General features: G+C 46.1%; 16 protein-coding genes. 4 read left to right on the top strand and 12 right to left on the bottom strand.

The features are described 5' to 3' along the window. Nucleotides 1–42 precede the first annotated feature (42 nt). Complete coding sequence (locus ACLWBD_RS06490) at nucleotides 43–876, bottom strand: hypothetical protein (RefSeq protein ID WP_413570134.1); 834 nt, start codon at nucleotides 874–876, stop codon at nucleotides 43–45. Beyond that, nucleotides 854–1,801: a bifunctional riboflavin kinase/FAD synthetase gene (locus tag ACLWBD_RS06485; RefSeq protein WP_063208407.1), complete on the bottom strand. Its 948-nt coding sequence runs from the start codon at nucleotides 1,799–1,801 to the stop codon at nucleotides 854–856. Before ACLWBD_RS06485 ends, ACLWBD_RS06490 begins: the two co-directional genes overlap by 23 nt. Before the next feature lie 72 nt (nucleotides 1,802–1,873). Here ACLWBD_RS06485 and ACLWBD_RS06480 point away from each other — a divergent pair, with 72 nt between their 5' ends. Together ACLWBD_RS06480 and ACLWBD_RS06475 are read left to right on the top strand one after the other, a co-directional pair. Then, entirely contained in the window at nucleotides 1,874–3,754 is a 1,881-nt protein-coding gene (locus ACLWBD_RS06480) for an ATP-binding protein (protein WP_063208409.1), read from the top strand. Further along, nucleotides 3,751–5,163: a sigma-54-dependent transcriptional regulator gene (locus ACLWBD_RS06475; RefSeq protein WP_413570132.1), complete on the top strand. Its 1,413-nt coding sequence runs from the start codon at nucleotides 3,751–3,753 to the stop codon at nucleotides 5,161–5,163. Before ACLWBD_RS06480 ends, ACLWBD_RS06475 begins: the two co-directional genes overlap by 4 nt. Here the strand turns inward: ACLWBD_RS06475 and ACLWBD_RS06470 are convergent. Together ACLWBD_RS06470 and ACLWBD_RS06465 are read right to left on the bottom strand one after the other, a co-directional pair. Beyond that, nucleotides 5,147–6,241 (bottom strand): glycosyltransferase family 9 protein, encoded by a 1,095-nt coding sequence (locus ACLWBD_RS06470; protein ID WP_413570130.1) that lies wholly within the window; start codon nucleotides 6,239–6,241, stop codon nucleotides 5,147–5,149. The two genes, ACLWBD_RS06475 and ACLWBD_RS06470, sit on opposite strands and share 17 nt — an antisense overlap. Next, the gene (locus tag ACLWBD_RS06465; RefSeq protein ID WP_413570128.1) at nucleotides 6,144–7,325 is read right to left on the bottom strand and encodes a glycosyltransferase family 9 protein; all 1,182 of its coding nucleotides are present in this window, start codon (nucleotides 7,323–7,325) and stop codon (nucleotides 6,144–6,146) included. Before ACLWBD_RS06465 ends, ACLWBD_RS06470 begins: the two co-directional genes overlap by 98 nt. A 10-nt stretch (nucleotides 7,326–7,335) precedes the next feature. On the opposite strand from ACLWBD_RS06465, the gene ACLWBD_RS06460 reads away from it, so the two are divergent. Both ACLWBD_RS06460 and ACLWBD_RS06455 read left to right on the top strand, forming a co-directional pair. Continuing rightward, nucleotides 7,336–8,553 carry a cyclic nucleotide-binding domain-containing protein gene (locus ACLWBD_RS06460; RefSeq protein ID WP_413570126.1) on the top strand — a complete coding sequence of 406 codons (1,218 nt, stop codon included), beginning with the start codon at nucleotides 7,336–7,338 and terminating at the stop codon, nucleotides 8,551–8,553. 125 nt (nucleotides 8,554–8,678) lie between these two features. Continuing rightward, nucleotides 8,679–9,302 carry a glutathione S-transferase family protein gene (locus tag ACLWBD_RS06455; RefSeq protein WP_413570124.1) on the top strand — a complete coding sequence of 208 codons (624 nt, stop codon included), beginning with the start codon at nucleotides 8,679–8,681 and terminating at the stop codon, nucleotides 9,300–9,302. Nucleotides 9,303–9,561: 259 nt separating this feature from the next. On the opposite strand, the gene ACLWBD_RS06450 is transcribed toward ACLWBD_RS06455, so the two are convergent. The 8 genes from ACLWBD_RS06450 to bamA form a co-directional block, all read right to left on the bottom strand. Next, entirely contained in the window at nucleotides 9,562–10,761 is a 1,200-nt protein-coding gene (locus ACLWBD_RS06450) for a DUF3108 domain-containing protein (RefSeq protein WP_413570122.1), read from the bottom strand. Then, entirely contained in the window at nucleotides 10,746–11,576 is an 831-nt protein-coding gene (locus tag ACLWBD_RS06445) for a lysophospholipid acyltransferase family protein (protein WP_413570722.1), read from the bottom strand. Before ACLWBD_RS06445 ends, ACLWBD_RS06450 begins: the two co-directional genes overlap by 16 nt. A 22-nt stretch (nucleotides 11,577–11,598) precedes the next feature. Beyond that, nucleotides 11,599–12,618, bottom strand: a complete 1,020-nt coding sequence (gene lpxK / locus ACLWBD_RS06440) for a tetraacyldisaccharide 4'-kinase (RefSeq protein ID WP_413570119.1) — start codon at nucleotides 12,616–12,618, stop codon at nucleotides 11,599–11,601. Next, nucleotides 12,615–13,766, bottom strand: a complete 1,152-nt coding sequence (lpxB, locus tag ACLWBD_RS06435; protein ID WP_413570118.1) for a lipid-A-disaccharide synthase — start codon at nucleotides 13,764–13,766, stop codon at nucleotides 12,615–12,617. Before lpxB ends, lpxK begins: the two co-directional genes overlap by 4 nt. Continuing rightward, nucleotides 13,766–14,698 carry a Gfo/Idh/MocA family protein gene (locus ACLWBD_RS06430; RefSeq protein WP_413570116.1) on the bottom strand — a complete coding sequence of 311 codons (933 nt, stop codon included), beginning with the start codon at nucleotides 14,696–14,698 and terminating at the stop codon, nucleotides 13,766–13,768. The genes lpxB and ACLWBD_RS06430 overlap by 1 nt, the downstream gene beginning before the upstream one ends. Continuing rightward, on the bottom strand, nucleotides 14,691–15,515 hold the full coding sequence (gene lpxA / locus ACLWBD_RS06425) for an acyl-ACP--UDP-N-acetylglucosamine O-acyltransferase (protein ID WP_063208430.1): 825 nt from the start codon (nucleotides 15,513–15,515) through the stop codon (nucleotides 14,691–14,693). Before lpxA ends, ACLWBD_RS06430 begins: the two co-directional genes overlap by 8 nt. A gap of 59 nt (nucleotides 15,516–15,574) precedes the next feature. Beyond that, the gene (locus tag ACLWBD_RS06420) at nucleotides 15,575–16,075 is read right to left on the bottom strand and encodes an OmpH family outer membrane protein (RefSeq protein ID WP_063208432.1); all 501 of its coding nucleotides are present in this window, start codon (nucleotides 16,073–16,075) and stop codon (nucleotides 15,575–15,577) included. Nucleotides 16,076–16,181: 106 nt separating this feature from the next. After that, nucleotides 16,182–18,575 carry an outer membrane protein assembly factor BamA gene (gene bamA / locus ACLWBD_RS06415; protein ID WP_413570113.1) on the bottom strand — a complete coding sequence of 798 codons (2,394 nt, stop codon included), beginning with the start codon at nucleotides 18,573–18,575 and terminating at the stop codon, nucleotides 16,182–16,184. Nucleotides 18,576–18,672: the final 97 nt, after the last annotated feature.

Raw genomic sequence — 18,672 nt, 5'->3', positions numbered from 1 at the left:
TGTCACTAGACTTACTTTAATACAGGGTGCCATTTTTTGTAACTAGACCGAAGAAGAGTTTTCTTTCAAAAATGTATTCCAAGTCGCGCGAATTTCATCGTTTGAAATATCATCACTCAACTTCAAACGCTGAAACCAAAGTCGCGTGAAAGTTTCTGCCACTAAAACAGGCGGCAAGACTTTCAAATCCGCACGCTCCGCTTCCTCCAATAAAAGATTTTCCAGAGGGAACAAATTCAAATCCAGTGCATAGCCCGCACGCTTCATGAAATTGAAATACGACAGATCCGTTAGCAAACTTTTGTTCTGACGCAAATCCATGGTGTTAATCATCACTCCGGCGCTCACCGCCTGCAGAGTCAGATCGTCGGGGTTGAGGATATTAAAGCGAATGCCCAATTGCTGACGAGATAGAACATGTTTTTGAGGTTCTAAAACTGCGGGATCCCCGACAAGAAAAATTTCAGAGACTCCCATCTCAGCAAGCACACCAGCAGCCACACGAGCTTCTTTGCTTTCACCAACGACAAAGCCCGGGGCACGAATGTCTAAGTCCCGAGCTTCTTGCACTAAAACACTGCGAATCGCTTCGTGCAAAATAAGACGCGGATACCATCCTCCCTCGTCCTGGAAAAAAGAATCTAAAACTTGAGAAGTGCGAACTTGAGTTGGTAATACTCTTAATTGCGGAAGAATATCATCAGATAACGACGGCGCTATTTTCACGGCCGTTGCACCTTCCATGACTTCGGCTGAAAATGTCGCGTGATGCTCAACAACCCAACCCCAAGATTTTTGCCGAGACAAAAAATCCAGATACTTCGCAAAAACGCTAGGCCCTTCCGGGCGAATATCAACGAACTTCAGGGTGTTCATCGAAATACCTGCGGGTTTCAATCATGTCTTTTTGAATCTGTGCTTTTAACTCTTCGATACCAGAAAACTTCATTTCGTCGCGGATGAAGTGCAAAAGATAAACTTCCACTTCCATGCCGTAAAGATGAGCATCGAAATCAAAAAGATGCGTTTCGATTTTGATCGGTCCTTTGCCATTTTCTTGGAACGTCGGATTTACTCCGATATTCGTGACCGAAGGATGCATGTGACTGCCGATTTTAGTCAAAGTGCAGTACACACCTTTGCGCGGAGTGAACTCAACATCCGGGTGAATATTCGCCGTAGGCACGCCAATGGTGCGACCACGCTGAAATCCTTTTTCAACATGACCTCGCACATAGTAAGTCCGGCCTAAAAGCTCATTGGCTTTTTCGACCTCCCCGTCCTTAAGTTTTTCACGGATGCGGGTGGAAGAAACCACGGCCCCTTGAAATTGGAATGGAGGAATGATGATTAAGCGAATGCCTTTTTCGGCGCAGAACTTTTCTAAAAACGGAATATTCCCCGCGCGATCGGCGCCGAAAGAAAAGTCATGGCCGACGACCAAAGTTTTTGGATGCAACTTTTCGACAATGTATTTTTCTAGGAAATCTTGCGGAGAAACTTTAGAAAAATCCTTCGTGAAATCCTCGATAATGACGTACTCAATCCCCCGTTGAGCAAACTGTTCTTGCTGGTCTTTCAAATCAAAAAGACGGTACGTCGCACGCTCTGGATGCAGAACTTTTACAGGGTGAGGATGGAAGGTGTACACCACGGAAGGAACACCAAAATACTGAGCCTCGCGGACCACATTTTCCACGAGCTGCTGATGGCCCAAATGAACACCGTCAAAGTTCCCTATAGTGACCACAGAGGCCTCTAGTGGGGAGCTCAACTGTTTAACGCCTTGAAGGATATGCATATTTTTCAATATACCTCTTTCTGGGCTCGGCGGTAAGTGCTTTTAATAGTTGAATTTTTTAATAAATTTGCTATGTTGCGACGCGTGCAAAAGGCCTCATTTCAAAACCTCAGAATCCGTCTCGAAGTCCTGCTTCGCTTCTTTTCCCGACGCCGCGGATTTTGGCTTCGTTGCCTTCTTTGTTGGAGCATCGGAGGCCTGGCCCTTTCTAACGACGAGATCACATCCTACGACCAACGCTTTCAACTGCGCGGAGACCAAAAAGCCTCAAAGCAGATCGTCCTTATCACCATCCGTCAGTCTGACTTCGCAACGATCTATGACAGCAGGACTAACTTCCTGGACAACATGTCTGAGGTCACAGATATCACCGACAGCTTTTTCTGGAACAAACCTGTTTGGAATGAGCTGCTTCTAAAAATTCTGCGCCAAAATCCCCGCTCTGTCGGTGTGACCTTGTACTTTGGCGATAACATCGGAACCGTGCGCTTAAATCCTGAAGAGCAGCGTCTGTTTTTAGATAAACGCGTTGTATGGGCTTCAACTACGAACAGCTTAGAGCGTGTTTTGACGCCGGCATTTGCAAACCGTGAACATGACAACTTGGGGAACAATGAAGTTCGTCGCGATGAAGACGGCGTTGTTCGCCGAGTCTTCCCGCAACGAGCGGAAATGCCTCATTTGGTGGAGCGTTTAACGGGTAAGAAATTTCCGACCACTCTGGCCGGACTTCCGATCAACTATGCGGGAACAAGCCGGGTCTTCACTCAATACACTTTGAGTGAAATCATGTATGACGAAATTCCCTCGAATGCTTTTTCCGACAAGATCGTTTTGATTGGTGCCGAGACGTCCGCCGCCCCCGTGTACATGACCCCCGTTGGAACATTGTCGCGCACAGAGATCTTAGCGCACGTCACAGACACGCTCTTAGGCAATAAGTGGATCAAACGCCTTTCATTCTGGTGGTATGCGGCGGGCTTTTTCGTTTTGATGCTGATGGCGGTCTTCTTAATTACGACTTATCCGCAATCCGTAGCTCTGTTCTGTATTTTGTGGATTGGAACTTTATTAGCCGCTCTTTCAGCATGGGTCTTTGATAGTTTCTATTTCTGGTCCCCGGCGTTTTCTCCATTTGTGCTTTTAGGTGCATGTTGGATCATTTTCATCGGCTATCAAGCCACGAAGATCGAAAAGAAAAACTTCCGCCTGCAACAAGAACAGCAGTACTTGCAAGAGCTAGAGCAGCTTAAGAATAATTTCGTCAGCTTGATTTCTCACGATCTGAAAACTCCGATTGCGAAAATCCAAGCCATTGTCGATCGTCTGTTAACCCAGAATGCTGATAATGAATTGGGTCAGGATTTACGATCACTGCGTATTTATGGCGACGAACTAAACCGCTATATTCAGTCCATCTTAAAAGTTCTGCGCGTGGAATCCCGTGACTTTAAAATTCACACTGAAGTAGGCGATATTAACGAAGTGATTGAAGAGGCTTTGCAAACACTTCGTCCTTTGGCGCGTGAAAAGAATATCCAAATTCACACGGCACTTGAGCCTATGTTTTCTTTAGAATTTGATACCACCCTGATTAAAGAGGTGGTCATTAATCTTGTTGAAAACGCGATTAAGTATACCCCTCGCGATGGTCAAATCGAAGTGGTGTCGCTAGAGGCCGATGACATGGTTCACGTGATTGTGAAAGACACCGGCGAAGGCATTAAACCCGAAGACATGGAAAAAGTCTGGGGCAAATTCACTCGCGGAAGTGATCAGGATTTACGAACTAAAGGGACCGGCCTAGGCCTTTACTTAGTTAAATACTTTATTGAACTGCATGGCGGAAAAGTAAAAATGGAAAGCACTGTTGGACACGGAACCACGGTGTCCTTCACTTTGCCGCTCGACTCTGAAATCGCAATGGAAAATGAAACCGAGGTGATCGCATGATGAACAAACTCCACACTCTGATTGTTGACGACGAAGCTGAGTTACGCCGCTCTGTCATTTCGATTTTAAAATCTACAATGCCGGAAATCGATTTTACAATCGATGAAGCTTCCACCGGCAAGGAAGCGCTAGAAAAAGTAAAACAACAGCAATGGGATCTGGTCCTAATGGACGTGAAGATGCCAGAGATGAATGGAATTGAAGCATTAACGGCGATCAAAGAACACGATCCTCGTACGTTTGTCGTTTTAATGACGGCGCACTCCAATCTTCATGACGCTGTTGTGGCGATTAAAGAAGGCGCTTACGATTACGTTGAAAAACCGGTCAACCCGCAACAGTTGACGGAGATTGTACGTAAGTCTCAGGAAGCCCGTGACTTGGTTTCTAGCCTGGCTCTTTCTAACCCGGTTTTTGACGATGATATTGAAAGTGAATTCGTAGGCGGCTCCTCGAAGATGAAAGAGGTCTTTAATCTGATCTATCGCCTGTGCAAAGTCGACACGACAGTTCTAGTGCGCGGAGAAAACGGGACAGGAAAAGAGCTTGTCGCAAAAGCCATTCACTTCAACTCCCCTCGCAAGTCCGGAAGTTTCGTGGCCATCAACTGTGGTGCGATTCCTGAAAGCTTGATGGAGAGTGAACTTTTTGGTCACGAAAAAGGCGCCTTCACCGGTGCGGTAGAAAGAAAAATTGGTAAGTTCCAAATGGCGAACAACGGAACTTTGTTCCTTGATGAAATCGGAGAGCTTCGCCCGGACATGCAGGTAAAACTTTTGCGTGTTCTGCAAGAGCGCAAATTCACTCCGGTCGGCGGGACTCGTGAGGTGAAGACCACGACTCGTATTATCGCGGCGACAAACCGAAATTTAGAAAAAATGATGGAAGAAGGCACATTCCGCGAAGACTTGTTCTATCGCTTGAATGTAATGCCTATTTTCCTGCCGCCCTTGCGTGAGCGTATCGATGATATCGAAGCATTAACACAAAACTTTATTAAGAAGTTTTCAAAACAACACGGTCGCACTATCAACGCCGTAACGGACGAAGTTTTAACTTTGTTGAAGGCTTATCGTTGGCCTGGAAATATTCGTGAGCTTGAAAACGTGATTGAACGCGCTTTCATTGTAGAGAACTCTCACCAGATTACGGTGGATTCTTTGCCAGAATCTTTGAAACTAGCTCCGAAAGAAAGCCCTGATAAAACAGCGAGCGTTGGTTATTCGGGTCCTTTGGATTTTGATGCTTTCAAGGAAGAGATGGAAAAGGAATTTATCATGAGTGCCTTGAAAGCCAACAACGGCCGCATCAATCAAACAGTGGCGCAGGCAAATATTCCTAAGAATACGCTGCTGCGTAAGATTCGTAAGTACGGTATCAACGTCAAGGATTTTACGACCGAAGAATAAAACCTGCCGTGCGCAGAACGTCTTCGGCAGAAATGTTTTTCATACAGACATGGGTGCCGATAGGACAGACTTTATGCCCGTGTTTGCCGCAAGGCCGGCACGGCAAACCTTCCGTTTGTACGACATAACTTTCTGCAGACCAGGGGCGAAAGCCAAATTCTAAAATCGTGGGACCAAATACCGCTATCAACGGTGTATCACAAACGGCTGCGAGATGTGTCGATGCGCTGTCATTGCCGATCAATAAAGCCGCGCGAGCAATCAACTGAGCCGATTCAATGATCTTGGTTTTTCCGGCAAGAGATTGAGAACCCGGAATCGCTGCGGCTACTTTTTCAGCCAGCTCTTCTTCACCCGGCCCGCCCATCACATAGACTTTAAAACCTTTTTGTTGAAGGGCTTTTCCCGTGTTGATAAAGCCCTCTTCCGTCCAGCGTTTGGTCGCCCACACACTGCCAGGGAATATCAAAACGGCTTTACCTTCATCAAATCCTTGAAGGTCAAAACGCTGTTTCAGCGAAGAATAGACGTCCGTGAGTTCTAAAACCTGATGACGCAAACTCATCGACGCCCACTTTGGCGGTGCAGACAGCTTACCAAATTCTTGCGCCGTGAAAGGCTTCGCCTCTTTCGTGTAATCGGAAAGATCCTTCGCCAAATTGGCGTCTTCCGGTGCGAGAAGACTGAGCTGTCTCATCGCATCGGGAAGCTGTGCATTTTTCTGCGTGCGTTTTGAATAAATTAGAAAGTTCCAGGATTTTTGAAAGCTGATTTTGTGCTTGGCTTTAATCTTGGCGTTAAAGAACGCCGTTCTTAAGGATTCGTGTGGAGAAATCAAATTGTCGACCTCCACGTAACGAAGATGCTCTACGATCTTGGCGTAGGAGTCCGCATTTCCTTTTTCGATTTCAAAAACTTGGTCTACGAGATGAGTTTTAAGAAAAAAATCGCCAAATCCCTTACGACAGACGAGTGCAAGCTTATGCTGGGGCCACTGCTCCCGGCACTTCTTCAGCAGCGGAATGGAGAGCAGAAGATCTCCAAGAAAGGCTGTTTGCACGACTAGATTTAAGGGCATTCACTATTTCCTCTAAAGACACTTGATCGTAGCACATAATGCTTTTTTCACAAGTCCTCTTCCAGCACGGGCTGCAAGGGCTTTTCGTCAGAATGTGAACTCCCCGATCGTAAAGGTCTATTTCATGAGCACAAGTCGGCCCGAACCATGCGATCACTTGCGCTTTTTGGGAGATGGCCATGTGCATTCCAAGGCTGTCTCCGGTAACCACGATATCGCAAGCGGCAACACTGACCAAGCCATCTCTAAGGCCCGACTCGGTGGCCGTGGAAATGACGTTTAAATCCTGAGCAATTTCTTGGTTTCGTGTCGTATCTTCAGGTCCACCTAAAAGAACCACTTCCGCTTCGGGAAATTCCTGATGAAGACGGCGGATCAGATCGCGGTGATATTCAACGGTGAGTTTCTTATACGAGATCACATTGCTGCAACCCGTGTTTAACCCGATGACGTAGCTTTTATTATTTTTCGCGAGGAACGCAGACCTTCGCTGCTGGCGAAGATTTTCTTCGTCCGTCGTCAAAGGCAGCCAGTAGTCATCTCTTTGATAAGGTCCCAGTTCCAGGGCCTCAATCATCAGCTGAGTCTCGGGTTTTTTATTTTCAAAGAATTTTTTGTGATTGTTAAGTCCTAGCTCCCACAATTCCGTCGCTGCTTCTGTTGCGGGAAGAATAGCCCCATTTCTAGTATCGACTTTGAATCCGAAAACCTGATCTACGGAGGTGCGCTTCAGTACGCCCGCGGCTTTTAAAGATTTATCAATCACGTAGGCGACTTCAAATTCCAGAGCGCCCAACTGCAAAAGATCGGCTTCGCCGGTCGTCAGTACGCGATCAATAGCCGGATGATTTTTAAGCAAGTGATGAGCCGGTGCATCTGTCACCCAGGTGATCATCGAACTTGGGTACTTACGTTTCAGGGCCTTTAAAAGCGAAGTGCTGCGAACGACGGCGCCAAGAGCCCCCAAGTGAACGATCAGCAAAGATATTTGCGGAATGTCTTTCTTAGGACAACTGTGAGTACAGTCTGAGTTTTTTGCACAGGGCTTGTATCCCGAGAAATGTCGACAGTCAGTAATGGCCATAATTTATTGTATGATGAGTTTTCATATCGACTCGAGTCTGGATCCGCTTTCAAGACTTAAGTTCGGTAAGTTAAAAGCTGTTTTTATCCGATACGACTGTTGCATGAAGCTTGAAAAAGAAATGGTCCAGTTAAAACCTTTGCAGCTTTCCCCTTCCGGTGACGGCGGAACTCTGACAGTGCTTGAAACCCGTCAAAGTTACCGGCTGCATTCGCTGCACTATTCATATTTGGATGTTTTAAGAAACTCAGGCTCCATCGAGGGGATGATTCAATTCTTCCTGGGACAAGGATGGCTTGTCAGTTTTCGAGAGCTTTATTCATTGCTGCAATTTTTAGTGGAGGAAGGAATTCTGACGAATGCCTCCTTTAAAAATTACTTTTCAGGCCTTGCTCCAAAAGAGGTCCGTTTTCAATCGGCGTCTTTTGCTCCCGGCACAGCGACGTCCGTACGAGCCGAGGATCTCCCCTTCTTTCGATCTTTAGAACCGCAGCTGGCGCAGTTTCTTTTGCAAAAATCCGAACGTCTGCGAGTTCCTGCAAACACTCGCATCACACAAGCGGGACAGCACGATCGGGATCTGTACATTCTTTTAAAAGGCCATGCTTCGATTTATCGCGTGCTAGACGAGAAACGTCGGCAACTGGTGGCGACTTTAAGCAGTGGTTCCATCTTCGGTGAAAGAAGTTTCCTTTTAAATCAGCCTCGCACGGCTGATGTGATCACCACGATGGATTGCGAAGTCCTGCGTGTTCGTCATTTACCAGAGTTTGATCAACTAATTAAGACCGATAAAGCACAAAGTCTACAGCATCGCTTCTGGGTACTGCAGGCCTTGGCCTCATCCCCTTTCTTTAAGGATCTGCCGAATGAAAGTTTGGACAGTTTGATTTTTTCCGGGACATTGAAACAGGCCCCAGCGCATCAGACCCTTTTCCAAGAGGGACAACCGGGAAATGCCTGTTATATTTTGGTCCAAGGAAATGTCGTTATCAGTCAACGCGGAAAAAACATCAACGTTCTTGGGCAAGGTTCCTGCTTTGGCGAGATTTCTTTGTTGATGAGTGGCGGCCAACGAACGGCCACAGTGACGACGCAGCAGGATTCTGTTTTTTTGGAAATCGGCCAGCAGAATTTTTATCGTGTGCTTGCGCAAAATCTGTTCTTAGCGAAGGAAGTCGAAACTTTGGCACATCAGCGTTTGCAGAGTGATGCGCTGAGGAAGTAAAGATTTTGTGTAGGGCGATTCATAGATCCAGCAGATCTATTCCGAAAATTTTGATACATCTGCCTAACTTATTCATTTAATATGGGATGAGTCTGTGTTCCCGGTATTTCAACTCGAGGACTGTTATGAAATTAATTATTGGTGATAAAAATCTATCCACTTGGTCTTGGCGCGCTTGGCTGGCGCTTCACTCTTTCAACATTCCGTTTGTCGAGACTGTGGTGCTTTTAGATAAGCCTTCGACACAGAAGGAAATTTTGAAGTACTCCCCGTCAGGACGCATTCCTTGTTTGATCGATGGAGATTTAACGATCTGGGATTCGCTGGCAATTTTGGAATATCTGAATGAAAAATATCCTGAAAAGAGAATGTGGCCGCAAGAGCTGAAGTCTCGTGCTTGGGCACGATCGGTGGTCGCGGAAATGCACTCCGGTTTTGCCGAACTTCGTAAAGCGATGCCAGGCAATATCGCAAAAAGAATCATGAAAGATCCCGCGGATATTTCTGCCGACATTCAGCGCATCGAACAAATCTGGAGTGAATGCCGAAGCGCTCATGCCGCAAGCGGACCCTATCTTTTTGGCGAATGGTCGATTGCGGATTGCTTTTATGCTCCGGTGGTATTCCGTTTTCAAAGTTACGGCGTGACGCTTTCGGGTGCCGCTGAAGAATATCGTCAGATGATGTTGAAACATCCGTCGTTGATTGAGTTGGAACGTCAAGCGCTAGCGGAAGTGAAAGAGACCTAGCGGGGTGAGCATTTCACCAGCTGCGTTGGTATTTTAATCTACTGCCCCGATGGCAGTAAGCATCAGCGTTATGGAAATTCCACACGGCTCCTCTTCAAAATGCACTGAGAAATGTAAAACCTTAGAGGGTTCCAATCCAATCAAGAGCTATCTTTACTGATCGAGCGGCAATCAAGAGACCACTACGGTTTGTCCGAAGAATCGAGACGATCCGAGATCGATTGTGGCTACCCGAATGGGTCGAACAGCTCCGAGTCAGCTACGGCTTACCTGGATTGATCGAGACCACCTCGGAAACCAAGGTTCCGATCTTGATTTTGGATTCGATACGTAACACGTATTTTCTATCGTCATCAGACAACCAGATGAAGTTATCGCCGATAGGTTTGAATTTCCCTTTTAAGACGATATTGGGCTGAATCACGATGGCCTTCATGGGGCCCAGCTCAGTGTCGAGAACTTCACGGCGAATGGCTTTACCGGAAAAAACGAGGTTTTCATTATCGTTGGCGACGCGGAAGGAATATTCTTTTCCGGTCTCCCATTGGAAGTTTCTCATGTAGTAGACGGCGCTGTACACATTCTGAGTGAATGGAAGAATGTCCCATTGTTGGCGCTTTTCTTCTTCTCCGTCTTCTTTAGTCACTTTCTTTTCCCAGAAAGTCGCGGTGTTCTTTTCGGTATCAAAAAGCATTTTGGCTTCACGAAGTTGCTTGGATTCTTTGACATGCAATTGGAAAACACGCGGAACTAGGTCTTCAAAATCCACAAAAGTTTCTACGCGGTCATCAACGCTATAGAAACTATTGAACAACTTACTTGTTTTGATTTCGATAGCGAATGTATAGGACTTGCGATTATTCACCATCGCAAAGGGCTCAACTTTTAAACGAAGCTCACCTGCGGACACTTTGAAGTAGTGAACATCGTGCACGACTTCTTCACCCACGCGGAAGGGATCTTTCAATGGACGGCGGCTAGCGCCTTCAAATCCCACAGAGTCTTCAATGTCTGGCTGACGAGTCGCAGGAGCCTCTGCTTTTGCAGGTTCAGCCTTAGCAGACTTCGCAGATTTTGCTGAACTCTTCTTTGAGTCTTTTTTGGTAGAGACCGCAGACGCCGAAGCTGCTCCAGAGGAAGAAGCCTTCGATGAATTTGATTTTGTCGTAGCACCTTTACTAGAAGACGCCCCAGACTTACTTGAAGATTTCTCTGGAGTCTTTGGAGCTGGAGCCGTGGTCACTGGAGCCGCCGCCGTTTCCGCCGGCTGAGTCGGGTCTGCCGGTGCTGGAGCCGGTGCTTCTGGTTTTACAATCGAGACTGCGTTTTCGAACTCGTCGTTCTTTTTCAGATTCTCGGACTTTTCATACTTCAAAACTGAAGATGAGCAAGAAGCCAAAAACATCACCGCAACGATTGATCCCAGAAGATTTGGCACTTTCACTAAAAATCCTTCCATCGACGATGCACCCACATCCATTGTTCAGGGTGCTTACGCACAATCTCTTCCAACTTGTTGTTGAAGGACTGTGTCAGGTTCAAGATAGTCTGATCTTTATCTTCGGACACACTTTGAGATGTGTCTATAGCTGGTTCAATAACTACATGCAGTTTTTTATCAGGGCCCTCGAAGGTGTAAATCGGCAGAACAGGCGCCTTCGTCTTTTGCGCAAACAGAGCTAGACCATAGGCGGTGCCCGTGCGCTTACCGAAGAACGTCGTCGCAACCCCGTAAGGTTTTCCCATGTATTGATCTAACACGAACACCACTGCGGCATTTTTCTTAAGAGCTTTTAAAATCTCAAAGGCATTATTGGGGCCGTGAGCATCGATATACTGAACACCTTTAGCTCCGCGAGTGGCAAACCACAAATCGTTGAACCACTGAGTTTTGAATTTTTTCGTGATGATGTAGGTCGGCTGACCTTTCATAACCAGCGTGTTTGCTGCGAGGTCCCCATTTCCTAAGTGCAAAGTCAAAAAGAACATTCCTTTGCCGCCGGCGCGGGCTTTTTCGATATTCTCCCAGCCTTCAAAAACGGCATTCTTATCGAGCCATTTTTGCGACAAAGATGGGATGAAGAAAAATTCCCCGAAATTATAGCCCAAATTATAAACGGACTCGCGCCCGACCTTGAGTTTTTGTTCTTCACTCCATTCGGGGAAGGCGATTTGCAGATTATTCATTACGATTTGCTTGCGGAAACCAAAAACATCAAACCAAAGAAACCCTACCCATGAGCCCGATTTACGAAGCCAGGTGCGAGGAAACATCGAGCTAAAAAAGCTCATTACACTAACGAAGAATTTGACTAATAAGTTCATGAAGACGTCCCTTCTTTCCCTGCTCGGCCACCTCTAAAGAGGCGCTCCATAGCAGCGAGGAGTCTGAGAAAAGCTGGCGCAGTTTCACCGCGTCCTTTTCAGTCGTGATAAGATAATCAGCCTTGGATTTGCGGAACTCATCTTCAATGCGTGCCACATCGGCTGCCGTATACTGATGATGATCTCGGTAGTGCAGACTTTTTTTAGAAACCTCTCCGATATTTCTCATCATTTTTTCAAAAACATCCGGACGAGCGATCGCAGAAACCAGGAATAAGGATTTTCCTTGAAGCTCTTCACGAGCGATCACCGCTTTGGTAGCGACATTTTTCAAATGATTGATTTGATAACCGAGATAAAGAACTTCTTTATCTTTAGGCAGGCGGCTTTCCAGAACTTTCAAATCGGCATCGGGAGCCAAATTGCATTTGGAAAGAACCAAGACATCTGCTCGGTCCACTCCCGCCCAAGATTCACGGGCACGGCCTTCTGGAAGAACCGCGTAATTTTCGATATTTTCTGTCGCATCCAAAATCACGATATTGAGATCGCGATGCAGTTTGCGATGTTGAAAACCGTCATCGACAATAAGTAAATCGAACTGGTCTTTGCTGACAGCGTACTTCGCCGTCTGCCATTTACTGGGGCCCACAAAGACAGCCACTTGAGGATTGGCTTGAGCAAGGAGAACCGGCTCATCACCGTAATAACGTGCTGCAAACGGATGACCGACATCCACTTGCGACGGGCTTTCGGCATCCGCACGATAAGACCGACTGATGACAGCCACCTTTTTCCCGTCAGCGACCAGAGCTTTTAAGCAATAGTCGGTGATAGGCGTTTTTCCTGTGCCCCCGACTGTCAGATTTCCGATACTCACCACAGGGACCGGTGCTTTGTAGACACTGATCACTCCACGGGTGTACAGAGAGTTTTTGACTCCGACAACTTGGTTATACAGAAAAGAAAAAGGCTTTAAATAATACTTCATTTTGTTAAATATTTATCCAATGCTTTCACAACACGCTGAGTGGCTCCGCGGTCGCCAAGATATTTTCTAAGCTCTTCCAAGTCATGAATGACCTGCGCTTTGTAAGCGGGATCCACGATATATTTTTCTAACAAGGAAGCCAGATGTTCTGGATTCACTTCCGATTGGAATCTTTCCGGCACGGCTTCTTTGTTCAAAATCAAATTCACGAGACCGAAATACTTCGTTCCGCGCACCACGAGTTTGGCGAAAACTCCCGTCAGCCATTTCATGCGATACATGATGACCATCGGTTTTTTCAAAATACCCACTTGCAGTGTCGCTGTTCCCGAAGCCACGAGCATCATGTCCACAAGATGAATCATACGGAAAGGTTCGTCCTTCAAAAGCACATAAGGCAGACGGAAGTCTTCCAGGTACTCTTGCATTTTTTCTTTCGTGAACGTCGGAGCCGTCAAAATCACGACTTTCAGGTTCGGATATTTTTTGGATAAGACACGTGCCGTATCCAGTTGAATCTGAAAGTGTTGCTTGAGTTCTAAACGACGGCTTCCCGGCATCAGACCCAAAACGATTTCATCATCACGGATACCACACTGATTGCGATGAATTTTGAGATACTCTTTGTCGTTAAGAAGTTTGTCATCAAGCTCATCCAATAGAGGATGCCCTACGAACTCAACAGGAACACCGTGTTCTTCATAAAAGGGCACTTCAAATGGAAAAAGAACGAAGACTTCTTTGCAGTACTTCTTGATCGTCTTTACACGACCTTTGCGCCACGCCCACACTTGCGGAGAGATATAGTACACAACCGGAATGCCCATCGCATGAAGCTTTTTAGAAAGCATCAAGTTGAACTCTGGGTAATCCATCACGATGGCGACTTTAGGACGACGTTTTTCAGCTTCGGCGACAAGGCTATCAAAAACACCTTTGAGGTGGCTGTATTGAGCGATGATTTCTGCCGCCCCTACGACTGCCATCTCTTCCGATTTTCCTAAACGTTCAAAGCCAATGTTTTCCATGTCCTGACTGCCGACACCGAAAGCATGAATATTACGTCCCTGCTTTTTCCAAGCTTCGAGAATTCTTTGAGCATAGGTGACGCTAGAGGCTTCCGCCGCGACAAACAGAACCTGATCCATTAGCCCTCGATCATTCTTTGCACGTCTTCAATTGCTTTTAAAGCAACAAGACCATCGACTCCTGTAACCACAGGTTTTTTATTATTGATAACGGCATCGACAAAGGCGTCGGTTTCTTTTTGAAGAGCATCGGCTTTTTCTAAAGTCCACTTCGTGTACTTTACAAGTTCGTCTCCGCCAGGTCCCTTTTCGCCTTTTTCAAGCTCATGAATGCCCGTATTGGCAAATAGAGTGAAATCGTCTTCGATCACACGCACGGATCTTGTCATTGTCGAAGAAACACGGCTGACGTTGATCACGCCCACCACACCGTTTTTCATCTTGATAGCTACCGAGGCCGTGTCGAGTTCTTTGGAAACAAGTTTAGAACCTGTTCCAATCATAGATTCAATTTCGCTTGTACCGCTTAAGAAGAACAACATGTCGATATCGTGAATCATCAGGTCATGCAACACACTGACATCGGCGCCGCGCGCTTTGTAAGTCGCCATACGAGTCAGTTCGATCAAACGAGGTTGTTTTAGATTTTTCTTAACTTCCACCACAGAAGGATTGAATCGCTCGATGTGACCCACAGCTAATTTCAAATTATTTTTTTCTGCTAAAGCCACAAGCTCTTCGGCTTGAGGCACAGTCGCCGTGATTGGTTTTTCAACATTCACGTGCACGCCGTTTTGCAAAAACGTTTTTGCCACTTCGTAGTGACTTAAGGTGCTAGCAGCTACAGTCACCAGATCTACTTGTCCAAGCAAATCTTGCGGACGATGAAAGCTTTTAACTCCCAACTCTGCCGCAATCTTATCTGCTTGTGCGGGGAAGTGATCACAGACTCCCACAAGTTCGACGTGGGGATTGTTTTTATATTTCTGAGCGTGAAAATTACCTAAGTAACCCACGCCGATCACAGCGGCACGCAATTTCTGACTAGTCATCGTCCTGCCATCCTTTAGGGCTTCTATCTACAGCAATACCGCGTTTCGAAGACTTAATGAAGTTGATGAAATATTCAATGTTAGGACTCATAACGCATTCTTGTTTGATACGCTCGATACCTTCGTCCACCGTGTGAGATCCCATAATGATGATACGAATGGCTTTGTGGACATTCGCGACTTCTTCACGTGGGAATCCTTTACGAGAAAGACCGATTTTATTTGTTGCACGGATCGTCGCGTAGTTACCCTGCGCGCGTGAGAACGGAAGAATGTCTTTGTTCACAATCGAAGAACCCGCGATGAAGGCACCACGACCCACTTTTGTGAACTGGTTCAGAGCCGAAACCCCGCCGATAGTTACGTTTTCTTCGATTTCACAGTGACCACCCAAGTGGCAACCATTCACGATCACCACATTGTTCGCGATATGACAGTCATGCCCGATGTGCGTGTAAGCCATCAAAAGACAGTTGTCGCCAATGGAAGTAACGCCGCCACCTTTAGGAGTTCCGATATTCACTGTTGTAAATTCACGGAAGGTGTTGTTTTTTCCGATAACCAATTTTGTCGGTTCGCCTTTGTAAGAAACGTCTTGTGGCGGACCACCGATAACGGCACCTGGAGAGAAGTGATTGTTTTCGCCGATTTCCAGAATACCGTGGCGAGAACCCAAGGTCACATGACCTTCTACTAACGTGCCTTTACCAATTTTAACTTTACCTTGAATCAAGCAGTAAGGACCGATTTCAACATCGTCTGCTATTTCAGCTTCGGGAGAGATGACACTGCTTGGATGAACTTTATAATTTGCCATGAGTACTTTACCTTAAACTAGAAAGGGCCCTTGCAGGCCCTTTCGTTTTTATCCGAGATCTACTTTTCTTTTTCGAAGGCCGCGATCACTTCTTGTGTTAAATCCGCCTCAGGTGTTGCATAAAGCACCATCTGAGAGTTCTCAATCACCATCGTGTAGCCTTTGTCTTTCGCGATTTTAGCGATTACTTTTTTCATTTTTTCCAAGATAGGAGCTGTGAGTTCACGCTCTTTCTTTTGGATTTCAACTTGGCTTTTGCCAACAACATCACGGTACTTCAACATTTCTTCTTGGAATTCCGCTTGTTTTTTACCTAGAGCATCTTCAGAAAGAACAGACTTTTTCTTTTCCAAGTCTTCGCCCATTTTTTTCAAATCAGCTTCTTTCTTCTCGAGTTCTTTTTTCTTTTTATTGAACTCGCCTTCAAGTTCCGTTTTTGCTTTCTTACCTGCAGAAGTAGATTGAATAGCTTTTTGCATATCCACGTAACCTACTTTTGCTTCCGCGTGTGCGAAGGATGCCGTCATAAGCATGCTTAGCACGATCAACATTTTTTTCATCAATCCTCCTTAAAGGTTTAAAACTAAATTCTTTGTTACTCTCTGTGAGGCCGAGCTAGTCCAGTCTCCGCGCCAGAGGCGCTGCGACTTCCTGCGCGTTCGCACGCTAGAAACTAGGCCCGATCGAAAACTCAAACACGGTCGCGTCGTGGTAGAGTGGATCGCGGTTCAGTGGGAAGCCCCATTCGAAACGCAAGACCCCGATCGGAGAGTACCAGCGGATACCGAAGCCAACGTCTGCGTAGAAATTATCCTCTGATAGGATATCATCCGCAGCACCGACGTCGAAGAATCCAGCACCCATGATGCCAGCATCTTTAACTAAAGGGAACTGTAATTCCGTCTGGTACATCGCCTGTTGAGTACCACCGTAGAAACGCATCGCACGCTTTGTGGCTTCTTCGTCACTAATGCCCGGGTTGTCCGCGATGATCTTAGCTTTGATCTTGTTGGATAGTTTCATTTTACCCACACGGTACGAACGGTAACCACGCAGAGAATAAGGACCACCAAGAAGATACAATTCACTGAACGGCACGTCTTGGCCTTCTAAAGAATCAATGCGCGCGTAACTGATGTTATTTCGCCACACCACATCCCAGAATAAGTTTTTGTAGTAGCGGAAGTTCGTGTTCATGCGAGTGAATTTCAAGTCTCCACCTAGACCTGCGTACTCATAAGACGCACTCGCATACATCCCTTTCGTCGGCATTTGACGGTCGTTACGAGTGTCATAATCAATCGTCGCCGTGATAGAGCTAGTGACACCCGATGCTGTTTCTAGAGGGAATAAATCGCGGTCCGTTAAAGACTGCTCTTCACTATCGAATTTTTCTTCCAGCTGAGTATCATCGTATTTGTAGCGCAAGTATCCACGCGTGAACTCGGCCAACGGGTGACCGAAACGGATGGCTCCACCCGTGTGTTTTTCATCGTAGTCGGCACGTGCGGAGTTGGCACTTTGATAAAGGTCTCCACCGACAGACCAAAGAGTGTCGTTGAAGTAAGGCTCAGTGAAAGAAAGGCTGTAATAGCTTCCTGTATTACTTAGGTTCAAAGACGCACCTAAGTTTTGTCCTTTACCCAAGAAGTTCGCCTGATTGATCGAACCTTGCAAAGTGAAACCTTGTGATGTTCCGTAACCAGCACCCAATTGGATTTGTCCGGTGTTTCTTTCTTTCACGGCGATGTCGACGTTCATCACTTCTGTGCGCTCTGGATCGATCGAAGTTTTGAAGTTCACTTCTTCGAAGTATCCTAAGCGTTGGATGTTTTCCAAAGACTGACGACGGCGTGTTTCGTTGTAAAGCTCCCCTTCGTGGATTTTTAATTCACGACGGATGACTTTATCGCGCGTCTTGGAGTTTCCGATCATGTTGATTTTGCCGAAGTAAACTTTAGATCCCTTGTCGAATTCAAAGATCAAATTCACTTTACGTTCTTTAGCATTAAACGCCGTACGAGGAATCACGTTGGCATAGGCATAACCTAGATCACCGTACTTCGCCGTCAACTCACTGATGTCTTTTTGAAGAACGTCGTAAGCAAAAACGCCGTTGTCATCAATCTTGATCGCCTCATAAAGCTCTTGTTTTGGGAACAAGATGTCGCCAGCAAAATCGACTTCACCAACATCGTACTGCTCGCCCTCTTCGATACGGATCGTGATGTAGATGTTCTTTTTATCTGGAGTCACGGTCACTTGTGGACGGTCGACTTTGGCTTGCACGTAACCTTGATTCCAGTAAAGGAAGCGAAGGATTTGCACGTCACGCTCGAACATCTCTTGTTTGTATTGACCAGAACCAGAAAGTCCCGAGAAGAATCCGCCCTCTTGAGTGAGCATCTTGGATTTCAGCTGGCCATCGCCCAAGGCTTGATTTCCCAGGAACGTGATCTTTTTTACTTTTACTTTGTCGTTTTCGCGAATCTTAAACACCAAACGAACAGTTTCGTCTTTGTTGATGTTTTGAACTTCCGCTTCGATTTTTGCTAAGAAATAACCTTTGTCTTCGTAAAGCTTTTGGATTTTTTCAACGGCTTCTTTTACTTTCGCCATATTCAAAAGCTGGTACGGCTTGATGCCTGTCGCGTCGGCGATGTCTTCAGACTTTACTTCGCTATTACCTTCGTAAGTGATTTCTACGATGGAGGGCTTTTCTAAAACTTTATATGTCAGAGTGACGTCTTTACCAGAAACTTGGCGGTCCACTTCGATGTCGTTAAAAAATCCAAGTTTAAAAAGAGCTTCGACGTCTTCGCGCAGGCTGAGTGCAGAATACTCTCCGCCCACTTTGGAAGTGATCTTGGTTAGAATCGCATCCTTTTCGATTTTACGATTTCCAGTGACTTCAATATTTTTGATCGTCAGACCTGAAGAAACTGGAGCTGCCGCTTGCACGGGAGCTTTAGAATTTTTAGCGGTTTTCTTCTTAGCTGGGGCTGCCCAAACCGTCGAAGATAACGAAGTGATTAACAATGCACAAAGAAGCTTACTCAAAGTCTATTCCCCGCCAGGCGTTTTTCGAAAATCTATAAGATTTCTGCGTACTTACAAATTTATTGGGGAATCGTAACTTAAGACCAAGGTCCTGTCA

This window comes from Bdellovibrio sp. HCB117 (assembly GCF_047305915.1).
GTDB lineage: Bacteria > Bdellovibrionota > Bdellovibrionia > Bdellovibrionales > Bdellovibrionaceae > Bdellovibrio > Bdellovibrio bacteriovorus_B.
The sequence above is the reverse complement of the archived record's forward strand: the minus strand, read 5'-3'. Positions and strand labels throughout refer to the sequence as shown.